This window comes from Streptomyces sp. bgisy100, assembly GCF_057709105.1.
In genome coordinates this window covers 81,871-95,143 of record NZ_JBYITE010000028.1, presented here as the reverse complement: position 1 = coordinate 95,143, position 13,273 = coordinate 81,871, and the positions used below count along the sequence as shown (strand labels likewise).

Sequence of the window (13,273 nt, the reverse complement as noted above, 5' to 3'; positions counted from 1 at the left end):
GGCCGCCCTGCCTCCAATCCGTGGTCCCGTTGCGCCACTGCAGCATGGCAACCGAGAGTCGCCGGGACACCGGTGCGTCCGGCACGAGCGAGATCTCTGGCAGTAGATAGACCGAGACACCCTTACGGAAGGGCATCCAGACCTTTCCGGTGACGAACCGGCGGATTCCCGCGCTGAGATGAATCCGAGGGACCAGCGAGAACGGGACGGTGCGCACACCGACGCGAAGGGTGGCCGCGTAGTACGACGGCTTGCGCTCGCCGCCCCTACCCGTGGGCCGGTATTCGATCGGCGGCCACGACATCAGTTCCGCGCTGCTGCTACCAGCGTCGTACCCGCCGCCGACGCCGGCGACCTGATGGAAGGTGAGCTGCCGGCCTCCGTGCTCGTAGGCACCGTGGCGTGCGATGCGTGCGGCCAGTTCGTCGGGGAGCAGTCGGTACACCAGACGGGTGGGCTTGGCCGTGCCACCGGGAGAAGACTGCTGTTCGAGAAGGTCGATGGTGTCTGCGCGCCAGGCCAGGCTTCCGGTGTCCAGCTCGCGGAAGCACTCCGCGAGCAGACGCCGTACACCCGGATCATCGGAATCGCGGGGGAGATTCCTGAGCCAGGTAGCGGCGTAGAGGTTGGTCACCGGAGCGGGAAACGGTTCGGCGCAGTAAAGCCAGGGGGAGTCCGTTCCGAAGGTGGCGTTGGACGCGACGGTGACGACGTCCGGGGCGGTGGTACGGATCAGCTGGTTGATCTCCCGGGTGGGGATGGGGCGTGGACCGTGCCATCGGCCCTCCGGCCGACCATGGTCACGCAGCTGGCCGAGCAGCTCCTCCCAGCGAGCGGGCAGCGAGAGGGTGTGCCGTAGGACGGGGAAAGGCTCCTGCGTCGGGTTAGGCATGTACGAGGCTGTCCGTACGTGCTGGTACGCCATCTTGTGAGTCTCCTCAGATCGGAGGAAGGTGCGGAACGGGTGCTGAGTGCGGGTGGGCGGCCGCGGTCTCAGCCCATGTCGACGAGGGCGCGGTAGAGCGGCTCGTACAGTTCGCGGACGAGCGACTTGTCGATCGGAGAGGGTTCCGACGGAGCTTCGGCACCTTGAGCGACGATGTCGGGCTCGTCGAAGTAGGGGGCCAGCACGGCGCGCATGCTCGCCAGCAGGCTGGTGTCCGGGGTGTCGACAGCCTCAAATCCCGCCTCGCGGGGTGAGAAGGCGGCGTCCACGAAGGCCACCCTGGCAGGCACACCACCGCGTACGAGCCGGCCGATCACCTGCCACATCACGACCAGCTGATCCCAGGTGAAGGCGACCTTCTCGTCGTCCCGGAGGCTGGACCAGGCCATTCGGCGGGTGAGGTACCGGTTCCACTGGCGGCGGGCGCGACTACGGAACCCGATGGCGGCCTGGTGCGGCATGGCAGCCGCGAGCGTCGCCTGTGTGAAGACCCTTCCGGTGTCCCGGAGCTGGCGTACCGCCCAATCATTGATCGACTGGATGGCGAGGGCGATGTCGTCGGGCCGCGGGTGGGGCCGGGCGAGGAAGTAGACGCTGCCGATCGCCGCCTTGCCCGTGCTCAGCACGATGTTGTGCCCTCGTTCCACCGCGAGCAGCGGCGCGACCAGGAGTTCGCCGCCGATCTTCGCGAAGGAATGCACGTCGCCCCGGGTGAGGGTGCGCACTGCGGGATCCTCCGGCAGCCGAGCCCAGGCGGTGTCGGCGTCCGCATCGTCCGAGACGAGCTGGACGACACGGCCGTTCCACTCGGGGATCCCGTTAAGGTACTCGGCCGCGCGCCGCGCCTCGTCGTAGCTGCCGACGAGGAGCAGGATGCGGCGCCGATCCTGGTCGGGGATCTCGTTCAGCTCGGTGTCGAGCATGCTCGATGCGCCGGGCAGGCTGCGGTCAGGGACCGCGAGCTGCCGGAGCATCTCGACGAGCGCCTGGGGCCGCTCCTTCGGGGGGCAGCCCGACAGCCGCAGGGGCCGCGGCCCTTCGCTGCCCGGCCAGTGGAGGAACTCCTTGCGGAACTCGGTGCCAAGGACGGCCTCGACCTCCTCGTCCCGCGGACGAAGCACGGCTCCCACATCGGCGTGCAGGTGGTACCGGCTGGAGGTGCCGGCCCAGCTGGTCGCGGACATGAGCAGAACGTGGGGGGCAGGTCGACTGTCCACCCGACACAGGTCGCCCATTCGCATGAGGAGTTCGCGCCCCACACCGTTGCAGTGGAAGAAGCGCAGCTCACCGCTGCGGTCACCGTCGCGCTCCGAGTCCGTGAGGCGGAACTGGAAGCCGAGGACGTTGCCCATCGGTGATTCGGGCATGACCGCCTCGTAGTCCTTCGGAGGTCTGCGGGAGAGGACGTTCGACGCGTTCTCCAGGTGGAGTGCGGCCTCGACGCGCGGCCACAGGATGGTCATGAAGTCGAGTCGGCTGTGGAGCGCGGCGAGGAGCAGGGTGAACTCGAATCGTCGGGCCTGTACGTCAATCCGGTCGAGGACTCCGGAGTCGTGGCCCACGACAGCAGTGAGGGTGGAGCGGAGCCGCTCCCGGGTGCGGGCGCCCTGGGGGGCGTGGAGCAGTTCAAGGGCCAGGTGGACGAAGGTGTTGACCAAGGGGGTCACCTGGTCGCCGTCACCAGTGCTCTCGTGCTCGTGCAGGGGGTCGTCCCGGAAACGCAGCAGCGCCTCGTCCAGCAGCCTTGCCGCAGGCGGTGGTTGGTCGCCCGCGTCCCGTCCGGGGAACCAGCTGTCGATCAGCAGGTTGTGCAGAGTGAAGGCGCTGAAGTAGTCGACGCTGATCCACTGCCGCAGCTCCCCGTCCTTGACCAGGAGCGAATAGAGCCGGTCGGTGGCGGCGCTCACGGTGTTGACGGCGTTCGTCCAGTCGTCGACGTCGCGTTCGGACAGCTGGAGCCGCCCGTCTCGGGCCATCTGCTGGAACTTGTGGACGGCGACCTCGTCGAACCATGAGTTCGGGTAGGTGCCGACGAGGGTACTGGCCGGGGCGAACACGGTGTCGAGCTGCATCTGCACGCGGTCCGCCTCGTCGACGATGATCAGGTCGCTGAGTCGGCAGGCGAGTTCCAGGTAACGGATCTGCTCGTCGTGCTGGTGCTGGGGCACGGAGCTGTGCACCAGCCCGGCAGGGGTCGCCACCCAGACACGGGCATCGACGAGGTCCCGGGCACCGCGATGTCTCGGACAGCGGTTCCACAGCGGGCACAGCTTCCGCTGGGGCTTGGGGCGCGACCTTCGGCCGGCCGGGTTCTCCACTTCGACCAGTGGATCGTCCCGGGTCTCTTCCTGGTCCAAAGCGGGGTACAGCCCGAGGCACGGGGCTTCCCTGATGCCGAGGGGCCTGCGTGCCTCCATGCCGCGCAGCACGTCCACGGGGCAGGCACTGCTCAGGTATGCGAAGCCGGGGTGGTCGTGTCCCAGCATGGTGTCGGCGCCCGCCACCGCGGTGCGGCGGTGCAGGCGTCCGATGTTCCGCTCTCGCGTGGAGTGGCCGAGGATGGGTGCCGCCGCTACCCCGAGCCGCTTGAACAGCTCCACGACGGCCAGGGTTTCGGCGACGTCGCCGACGACCAGGGTGACACGGCGCGACGTCCGGGTGACCAGGTGGTAGGTGAGGATGTCGCGGAGGGTCGACTTGCCCGCACCGACCATGCCGACCATGTGGAGCAGCTGGTCGATCCTGAGGCGCTCGCCCCGCGTGAACTGGTCGAGGGTCTCGTCCCGGACGAGTAACCGGACACGGCTCAGTCGACCGCGCCATCCGCTTCGGGAGCCGCCGATGACCTCCTCCTTCGCGTCCATGGCTGCGGCCGCCGACTTGAGTTCTTCCCAGGTCACATCTACGGGTTCCCCACGCCCGGCGGGTGCCGCGTCGAGGGCGTGCGACCTGGGGAGGGCGCCGAGCAGCAGGTCGTCGGTGATCTCGACCGAGTGGAGCCGGTCCTGGGCCCGGAAGGTGTGCTCGCCCGATCCAGCGAGCGGAACACGGCGGGTCGCGAACGCGGGTCCTGTGGTGAGCAGCTCTTCGAACACCTCGAAACGACGCGCTGCCCGGGCGGGTACGCGTCGACGCGGGACCGTGTCGACGCTTTCGAGGTCGTATCCGCGCAGCTGCTGCGGCACGCGTAGGTACGCCTCCAGCGCCTCAGACCAAGCGTGTCCGCGTCTGAGGACCCACAGGTGGTGGCGGGCGCGCAGGATGCGCAGCCGCTGTTCGTCGGAGCGGACGTCCCCGAGCGCTTCGCTGTGGGGGTATCCGCCGAGGAGGGGCCACACGTCGAGCGCGGCGCGCGTGGGCGCCACGCTCTGCAGCAGGTAGAGGCCCAGTTCGACGTCGAGGACATCGGCGACCCGGAACGCACCGAGGTCATCCGGCCATACATCGGTGAGCTGGCGGGAGCAACGACGGTGCCAGCTGCTGCGATCACGCATGGTGGTCTCCTTGGCGGCGAGGGGATCCGGCGGCTTCCGTCCGGTCGGCGATCTGTTCGGCCACGAGACGCAGGAAGGTCCGGTCGTCGAGCAGGGTGATGTTCCCTGCCAGAGCTTCGGGAAGATTTCGGCGGAACTGTCGTCCGTACGCCTCGTTCTCGCGGAATCGATAGCGGGGCACGACCAGGAAGGCTCGCTCGAAGGGCGGGTCGGCCCGGAAGCGGGCGAGTGTGCGTGCGAGCAAAACCGGGTTCACCCGGTCCTTGACGTCCACGGCCCAGTACCGGCCTCCCGGCAGCGGGACGCGCAAGTCGTACGCGTCGAACTGGGGCCACATCTCGGCGTCGATGCCGAAGCGTCGCTTGAGGGTTGCCCCTATGTCGTTCTCTGCCAGGCCTGGACTGGTGACGAACATCCGCAGGGGGCGGCTGAGCTGGTGGAGCCCGCTGCGGTCGGGACGTACCGGAACGGGGACAGCGGCGGTGACGTCACGGCGGCAGCGGTCCAGCTCGCAGCGGTGACCTCCGCCGGGCAGTGGCACCATCAGGCAGCGGCAGCGTCCGCACTGCTGGTACCCGCCGTCGCGTCGATAGGTCGCAGGGACGGGTTCGTAGCACTGTCTGATGACGTGGTGGAGCAGGAGTCCGCACTCCGGGTCCCCACCGAGCAGGGCGAGCTCCGCGCCGGTGAGTACGGGCCGGGTGGTCAGCAGGGACCGGAAGGCGGTGTACGCCGCAGGATCGCCCGCTGCCCGGCATACGGTGAGTGCCTCCAGCATGCGCTGGTTCTCGAAGATCTCTGCGGCGGGATCCGCCGCATCCACCTCCCACTCGAGGCAGAGCTGGTGCGGCAGTCTCGTCTGGGGATCCACGAGCGTGCCGGCGGCCCCACGGGCTTCGGGAGGCAGGGCCAGCGGCCAGCACGTCAGCGGTCGTTCGCAGGCCCAGCGCACCATCTCGGGAATGCTGCCCGGCGGTTCGACTCCGTGTCGCAGGCAGTGTAGGACGAGTCGGTTGTAGGCGTTCTGGACCTGGGCCGGATAGATCGGGTGGGGCACGCCGCGCTGCCAGGACAGATGGACCAGCGCACTGGCGATCTCCCGGAGCAGGGGTTCGTCCGAGCCCGCGGACGGTCGGGAGACCAGGCCGGATCGGGCTGCCCCGGAGTTCGGTGGGGTCTGAGTGATCATGCCTTCTCCTCCGCGTCGGCAGGGGCTTGGGCGCTCGGGCACCACCGCGAAACCGGGCACTGGTGGCAGTGCCCGCCCGGCCGTGCCTCCCACGCACGGTCCTCGCGCCAGGGGCCGGCGTACCGTCGGAGCACCGCTCGCGCCTTGGCCAGACGCTCCGCGTCCATCGGGTCGATGACGTGGGGGTCGGATCCATCGGGACGGAGGACCTCCAGTTCCACCCTCGATCCGGAGGGGTCACCGCCCAGCTCCCCCTGGGCAAGCAGGACGGCGGCCAGGGCGAGCTGCGGATAAGCGTCCAATGGATCCTTGCCGATGCGGGCAGGAGTGCGGGTGGTCTTGAGCTCCCGCCATACCCAGGAACCGTCCTCCCTGTAGAGCAGGTCGGGTTTGGCCACGACCAGCGCCTGGGCCGCCGTGTCGTGAAACACCCGGGTCGGTTCGCATTCGACCCGCTCGATGGCCTGGGGAAGCTGGAAGGGGCACGAGTTCACATGCTGCAGGAGCATGGCGCGGCCCGTCTCCGCCTCCTCGTCCGGGACCCTCCACCGGCCGGCTGTCCAGTTCTCCCCCGGCGGGGGCATGTCGCCGCGCGTGCAGGGAATGGGGCCGGTGCGGCGGTGGAGCGCCTCGACCCAACCGTGCACGGCCTGGCCGAGCTTGGCCGCGTCGCTGTACTCGCCGGTTTTCGGCAGGTGCAGAGAGCGCAGCAGGGACTGCGCCGGGCAGGCGGCGTGGTACCTGAGGTCACTGATGGACACCTTCCGCAGCGGTAACCGGCGGGAGGGCAGTGCCAGTACCCCCGGAGACCGGGACACCGCCTCACACCCGGTGAACTGCTTGCAGTCGAAGCAGGCCGCCCCGGGGCGCTCCGGACCGCCCCTGACCACACTCCTCACATGGGGGCCGCCGTGCGCCTCGTAGTACGCCTTGGCCTCCTCCGCAGTTCCGTCGAACTGAGCGGTCCGCGATCCGTCGCCCAGGCCGATTTCGATGATCCTGACCCTCGCGACGGGCCCGGGAGAGCCGTGGATCACGAACTCCTGGTTCCAACGGCGCGGCCACGCCGCGTCGGCTCCGAACGCCGCGGTGTACGCGGCGACCGCGATCTCACCCCGGCTCGACGCACGGGCGTCCCCGTGTCTCAGCCGCCGGTACTCGCGCACCTTGCCGTCGGCCGACTGGTAGCGGCGCCACCATGCGTAGAGCTCCCAGCGCCGGCCATTGTCCTTGCGCACCGCCCAGTACGGCTGGACGGGCACGAAGGCGTCCGGTCCCTGGCTCGTGTACTGCCGCACCGCGTGCTCCACGTAGGTCCGGTGCCCCTCGTGCAGAGCAGGCCGGTGGCCGTACAGGGCTCCGAGCGCCTCGTCCACCGTGGCGCCGCCGAACTCGATCTGGTCCAGCGCTGCGCACACGGGACCGAGCGTGAAGGTCTCGTGCTCTTCCCTGGGAAGCTGCGACGGCACCCGCGCCCGAAGTCCTGGCCGGGCCTTCGCCGCGTCGCGGGCCGGGCAGACGTGCAGCTCGTCCGCTCCCCCTCCTGTGCCCGGCCCGATCCGGACCGGCCCCTCGTCGCCCGTCATCCACTGCGGCACACGCCACGGCACGTCGTACGTCATGTCGTTCCCCCTCCCGGCCGAAGCACGGAGTCAGGCCAGCCGTCGTGAACCCCGAGGCCGTGCCGTCGAGCGTAGCGCACAACTTTGGAACTCTTTGGAGAACCTTGGAAATCAAAGGGCTCGACGGTACAGTGCGCCCATGACTGCATCGCTGGAGGAGCTCGAGGAACGCCTGTCGCGCCTGCGCGCCCTCCTGCGAGAGGCTCGACGCGCCCGCGACAACGCGGCCACCACCCGCATCCGCGCCGAACTGCGCGAGGCGGAGGCCGCGTGGGAGCGAGCCCTCGACGCCGAGGAGGCAGAGGGGGCCGCGCCACCTGCCGCGGCTCCTTCCTCACCCGCCGGAACCCCGGCACCTGGCACCACCGCCGGGACTGCATCCTCGTTCCGGCTCCAGGCCCACGGGAAGCAGTCCACCCACGGCGCCGTCCCGGTCCGCGAGCAGGTGCACCAGGCGCTCACCCTGCTCGGCGCTCCCGCGTCGCCCAAGCTGATCTCATCCGTATACCAGGCCTTCTTCACCGATCCGCTGATCGCGACGAAACTCGCTTCCCTCCGCCGGGACGAGGAAAGGTCCTTCACCGCACAGGGCTACGCCCGCCCCTACTACATCTGTGCCGCCCTCACCCACGACCGGCTCACACCCGCCCGCGGTCTCCTCGCCGTATCCGTCTGGCCCCTTGAGCAGCGCATCGTCGGCCCGCTGAGCCCGCGTGCCGACTTCCTTGTCCACGCCATCGGCACCGCCGAGCAGATCCTGCGACTCGACGTCGCCGGACACGCACCCTCCGGCGCGGCCCGCCAACTGCTGCGCCGTTTCGCGCTCAACATCCCCGGTGCGTACGACGACGAGGAAATCGACCCCGAACGCGTGATCTCCGCAGCACGCACGGAGGCCGCAGTGCACCAGGTGGCGGACGACTCCCTGCGTCGCACGACCGCCGACCGCGCACGCGGCCAACTCACAGACGTGCAGCAGCTCTTCGGGGCCCCTCCCCTGCACGATGCCCTGCGTGGTTCAGTCGGCTTCACCACCTGACCGACTACCGGATTCCTCCGGTGCCGCCACAGAATTCCGCGTAAGAAGAGAAGATGCCTCCGCAGCACCCCTCTGCCCCCTCTCCGGGAAGGCTCGCCGTCCTGCGCGGACCGCGCCCCCCGCAGGAGTACACGGCACGCAAGATCACCGCCCTCACGGCCAACCCGGCCTGCTCCCGCCGCGCCGTACTCGACGCAGCGGGCGTGGACAAGGCGTTACTCGCCCAACGCCTGGGCCATGAGCCGCGTTTCGGCCAGTCCCCCTTCGCGATCCGGCGCGAGCAGAGCTTCGAGACCCTGGTCAAATGGGGCGGCTACGCGGAGCTCATCCGCCTGCTCCGGGAGCAACTCGACGTCCCCGTCGAGGAAGCCGCAGTAGCCGATCTGACCGAGGTGGGCGGCGACGCTTCGCTCGCGGTGCGGGCGGTCGAGAGTCGGCGGCTTCTGAACCGCCTGGCGGCCGGCGCCGACGAGCGGCTGATCCTGGACCGCCCCGTCCTGACCCTGGAGGTCGCCGGTCAGACCGCCCACGTGATACCGCAAGCCCTCAGCCACCGCACCGGCGGACAGTTCTACGTGGTGGAGATCCGCTCCTTCCCGGCCATCGACGGCCAGGCGAACCCCTCGGCGGTTGCCCAGACCACGAAACAGGCCGCGGTCAGCGTGCTCGCCCTGCGGCAGACCTTCACCGAACTCGGCCTCGATCCCAAGGCGATCGCCCACAGGTTCCTTCTCATCTGCCCTAAGGACTTCTCCAACCGGCCCTACGGAAAGCTGATCGACCTCCGCCAGGAACTCGACGCCCTGCGGTTCCAGTTATCGCGTCTGCGCCGGGCCGAAGACCTGGCCCACGCCCTCTCTCCCGACGCGACGCTCGACACCGAACGACCGAAGGCCGAGATCGACGCCACGATGCGGGAGCTGGACGCCAGCTTCACCCCCGACTGCCTCTCGTTCTGCGAGATGTCCCGCTACTGCCGGGAGGAGGCCACTGACTGCGCCTCCCCGGCCCGGCTGGGTGGAGTGGTACGCAACAGTCTTCCCGGCATCGACTCCACCCGGACCGCCCTCCGCCACCTCGACGGCACCAGCGCCCCGGGCTCCGCCGAGGAGGCGGTCATCATCCGGCTGCGGGCCGCCGAACGACTCCGTCGACTGCGTGGAGGTGCGACCGCGTGAGCGTCATCGCCACGGTGGCCGCCCTGCGGGCGTCCACGTCGGAATACGCCGAGCGGCTGACGACCGTGCGCCACGAGCATGTGGACGACACCCCGTTCGTCCTCATCCCGCTCACCCTCGCCGGCGAGGCCTGTGCGCCACTCGCCGCTCTCGCCGGGACGGATCCCGACCACCCGGTGCTTCTGACGGTTCGCCGCCCCCACGACCGAACCGAGCGCTTCGGCTTCGTCGAGAGCCTCGCGGACCTCCTCCTGCCCTACTTCGAGGAATGCCGCGCCGCGCCGAAAGAGCCGTACACGGTCGGGCGCGGCAAGGACAAGGAGGAGCGGGAGCGACCCCTGCGCGCACCCCAGCTCCTCGTCCCGAACGCTGGGGGGATCACGTACGTCCGGCTGCTGGGCCGTCTGACCCGGCTGCGCGCGACAGACGGTCCGCATGCCGTCTCCCCATCCGTACCCCTGCTCGGAAAGTGGCTGACCTGGTTCGCCGACCGGGCCGAGTTCCCGGATTCCGCCCTGCTCCAGGCCATGACGCGGTCCCTCTCTGCCCACTGGGCCACCGGGCAGAGCCCCACCGAGGACGCGAACCTGGCGTCCCTGCTCGGCTGGATCGATCCCCCCGCCGGACGCACCGGGGCCGAGACCGCCCGGGAGCGCGAAGACCCCGCGGCGTGGCCGCCCGCCGGGCCGGCGACCGACCCGGTCTTCGACCGCACGCTCGACGAACTGATCACGAAGTACGACGGCGCAACCGGAGAGCGGGCGCGGGACGCCGCCGCTCGCACCATCGACCGCGAGCTGCACGCCCAGATGCTGCCGACCTGGCAGCTGATGTGGCACGGCGTCCGCCTGTTGCGCGAGCTTCCCGCCGGGGACCACGTCGCCGAACGGCGGGCATACGACCGGCGTCTGTTCGGCGAGTACGCGACCTATCTGGACGACGACGGGCGCCCACAGGCCCGCCGCGACCACGCGGTGGGGGCAGCCCGCCGCCTCGCCCGTATGGAGGAGGCCCAGGAGCGGTACGACGCCGAGCGCGCGTATGACGATCCGCTGGTGATGGCGGAGTACGAACTGACGGGCGAGGCGTTCACGGGCGTGGTCACGGCCCTGGAGGAAGAGCGGACCATCCCCGGGGCGCGGCCGGGATACCCGCTGTGGCGCCCGACGATCACCGTGCACTGCGAAATTCCCGTGTCCATGGCGGTGGGGACGGCGGTCAAGTCCCCGGCAAGGCCGAGGCAGAAGGCCGAGATCCTAGACGTCGCCCCCGGCGGAGCCGGGTCCGCCGTGCTGATCCAGCTGAACGGTGGCTTCGGCAACAAGCGCAAGCCGCCCGCGCCTGAGGGGACCATGGCCGACCTCGGCGAGACGATCACCTTCACGTCGATCGATCCCAAGAACATGCCGTCCTCGCTCCCGGCTGAGGAGGACACCCCCTGGACCCACGGCGGTCCGCCACAGCCGTACGAACCCACCGACGAGGACGCGGAAGAGGTCTGGGAATGACAGCCACTCCGGAACCCGACAGCGGCACGTCACCCGGCGCCCTCGCCGACCGGGCGGTCGCCGACGTGCTGTCCGGCCTGGACTCGGCCACCGGACGGGGCATCGTGGTGGACTCCCCACCGGGCGCGGGAAAGTCCACGCTGGTCAAGCGCGCCACCGGCCACCTGACATCGGCCGGCCATCAGGTGATGATCGTCGCGCAGACCAACGAACAGGTCGACGACCTGGTCGACAACATCGCCCGGGAATACCCGGACCTCCCCGTCGGCCGCCTGCATAAGAAGGACTTCGTCCTGCCCGAACGGGTACGCCGGCACGCCAACGTGCGGGGCAGCAACGAGGCACCCACCCTCCGCGAGCTGCCGGTCGTCGTCTCCACTGCCAAGAAGTGGTCGCACGTCCCCCGCGAGAAGTGCGCGCCATGGCGCTGGGCCATCGTGGACGAGGCCTACCAGATGCGGTCGGACGCGCTGCTGGCGACGGCACCGCTGTTCTCCGAGAAGGACTCACAAGTCCTCTTCGTCGGCGATCCCGGGCAGCTGGACCCCTTCGCCACAGTGGACACCGACCGCTGGCAGGGACTGACCTGGGACCCGCTGCGCAACGCCGTCGACGTGGCGCTGGCGCACAACTCCGACCTGCTGCGACACGAGCTCCCTGTCTCCTGGCGGCTGCCGGAGATGGCAGCCCCTCTCGTGCAGAAGGCGTTCTATCCCTTCTACTCCTTCATCTCCGGTACCAAGGCGGCTGACCGCGTCCTCTCCTACGGCACCGCACCTCACCGTGCAACACCGTCGGACGCTGTCCTCGCCTGCGCGGCCGGGTCGGGCTGGGGTCTGCTGGAGCTTCCGCCTCGGCACACCCTCGACGATGACCCCGAGGTAGCCGAAGCCCTGGCAGAAACGGCGGCCCGGTTGTTGGAGCGAGGGGCGCTGGTGAACGGAGAGCCGCTCACCGAGTCCCGCATCGCGATCGGCGCCGCCCGCACGATCCAGGCGGACTCGGTACGGTCGCGATTGGAGACGCGGGGTCTCACGGGCCTCACCGTGGACACCGCCAACCGTCTCCAGGGCCGCGAGTTCGACGTCACACTGGTCTGGCACCCGCTCTCCGGCCGTCAGGATGCATCCGCCTTCCACCTGGAGACCGGTCGCCTGTGCGTCCTGCTCTCCCGCCACCGCTTCGCCTGCATCGTCGTGGCCCGCGCCGGCATTATCGACCTCCTGGACCGACATCCCCGCAGCAGCCCGGTCTACCTCGACGTACCACCGAAGTTCCCGGACGGGTGGCGGGCGCACCAAGTGGTCATGGACTACCTCGAGAACCAAGCTCGTCCATAGCTGTGGGCCGCCCTTCAGCTCGCCCTGTGCGTAGGCGCAGCGCGCATCACGCACGCCAGTGGACAGGACGAGATGTCTACGCTGCCAACGCCAGCTAAACGTCCACGTGGCACCAAGCTGCCAGCACTACCGAACGCGTCCGACCGCAAGTGCGTCGAGTAGCGGAACTGCCCGAACCGCCGGACTGGTGAACAGGACCGCCGATCGTGACCTGTTTCCGGCCCCCAGTGAAGGCTCCCTAAACTGCGGGCACGGTGCATGCCCAAAACCGGCATACCCGAAGTTGACTAAGTTGGTGACCCTCGACTCCGCCAACCTCCGCTAGGACAACCCCCACCCTAGCCGCGACCACACCTCCCTCCCATCGCCAGGCCACGACCGGTGGGCTACTGGGCCAGCGCAGCGTGCCGCACACCGGCCCTGCAAGGCCGACTGGACGCACTGACGTTCCTCGTCCGGTGCCGGGGCCGCGGGCGCTGCCGGCACCGGACCCGGCACCGTGCGTGTGGTACGCACCCCTCCTCCCCGACGTGTGCTCGGTCGACCGCCTCAGGCGAGGTCGAGGTGCTCGTGGAATCCGCCGAAGCCACGCGCACGGTCAACGAAGTGCAATTCCAGGATCCAGTGGCAGGTCCGGCCGGCCCGGTCCGCCCGCCGCAGGGGGCTGTCGTTCTCCGGCGTGATGCAGGACTCCGCCCTGGCTCCGCCGTTCGCCTGGGGAACTCTCCGACGAGGTGCCCCGTATGCCAGATGCCGACCGGCTTCCTGCGCGAGGCGTTCACTTCGGCGTACAGTCGGCGACCGGTCATGCCGGGGTCGGTGGCGAAGGCCGCTCGTCCCCCGTCGAAGATCCGCGGCAGGTCCAGCAGCAGCCGCTGCTTGTGCGGGTCACCCCCGAAAACGAGGCAGGGCCTGAGGGAAGGGGCTCATCCCCGCGGGTGCGGGGAGCGGTACATC

The 13,273-nt window shown here is 69.7% G+C and carries 8 protein-coding genes and 1 pseudogene; 4 read left to right on the top strand and 5 right to left on the bottom strand.

All coding sequences use genetic code 11. From position 1 onward, the window contains the following. The 4 genes from AC3EQ1_RS19585 to AC3EQ1_RS19570 form a co-directional block, all read right to left on the bottom strand. A partial coding sequence (locus tag AC3EQ1_RS19585) for a pPIWI_RE module domain-containing protein (RefSeq protein ID WP_432095614.1) occupies positions 1-925 on the bottom strand: 925 nt, incomplete at its 3' end. A gap of 68 nt (positions 926-993) precedes the next feature. Next, entirely contained in the window at positions 994-4,440 is a 3,447-nt protein-coding gene (locus AC3EQ1_RS19580; protein WP_432095613.1) for a pPIWI_RE_Z domain-containing protein, read from the bottom strand. Then, positions 4,433-5,629, bottom strand: coding sequence for a pPIWI_RE_Y domain-containing protein (locus AC3EQ1_RS19575; RefSeq protein WP_432095612.1), 1,197 nt, complete (start codon positions 5,627-5,629; stop codon positions 4,433-4,435). The genes AC3EQ1_RS19580 and AC3EQ1_RS19575 overlap by 8 nt, the downstream gene beginning before the upstream one ends. After that, complete coding sequence (locus AC3EQ1_RS19570; RefSeq protein WP_432095611.1) at positions 5,626-7,251, bottom strand: PD-(D/E)XK nuclease family protein; 1,626 nt, start codon at positions 7,249-7,251, stop codon at positions 5,626-5,628. Before AC3EQ1_RS19570 ends, AC3EQ1_RS19575 begins: the two co-directional genes overlap by 4 nt. Positions 7,252-7,390: 139 nt before the next feature. On the opposite strand from AC3EQ1_RS19570, the gene AC3EQ1_RS19565 reads away from it, so the two are divergent. From AC3EQ1_RS19565 to AC3EQ1_RS19550, 4 genes are read left to right on the top strand one after another with little or no spacing between them, the layout of a single operon-like run. Further along, a complete protein-coding gene (locus AC3EQ1_RS19565; protein WP_432095610.1) occupies positions 7,391-8,290 on the top strand; it encodes a hypothetical protein in 900 nt (299 codons plus the stop codon). 53 nt (positions 8,291-8,343) lie between these two features. Next, on the top strand, positions 8,344-9,468 hold the full coding sequence (locus AC3EQ1_RS19560; RefSeq protein WP_432095609.1) for a hypothetical protein: 1,125 nt from the start codon (positions 8,344-8,346) through the stop codon (positions 9,466-9,468). Beyond that, positions 9,465-10,976: a hypothetical protein gene (locus tag AC3EQ1_RS19555; protein WP_432095608.1), complete on the top strand. Its 1,512-nt coding sequence runs from the start codon at positions 9,465-9,467 to the stop codon at positions 10,974-10,976. Before AC3EQ1_RS19560 ends, AC3EQ1_RS19555 begins: the two co-directional genes overlap by 4 nt. Then, on the top strand, positions 10,973-12,316 hold the full coding sequence (locus AC3EQ1_RS19550) for an AAA family ATPase (protein ID WP_432095607.1): 1,344 nt from the start codon (positions 10,973-10,975) through the stop codon (positions 12,314-12,316). Before AC3EQ1_RS19555 ends, AC3EQ1_RS19550 begins: the two co-directional genes overlap by 4 nt. 549 nt (positions 12,317-12,865) lie before the next feature. On the opposite strand, the pseudogene AC3EQ1_RS19545 reads toward AC3EQ1_RS19550, so the two are convergent. After that, positions 12,866-13,218 (bottom strand): annotated as a pseudogene (locus AC3EQ1_RS19545) (M24 family metallopeptidase); the annotation flags it as partial. Between the last annotated feature and the right edge of the window lie 55 nt (positions 13,219-13,273).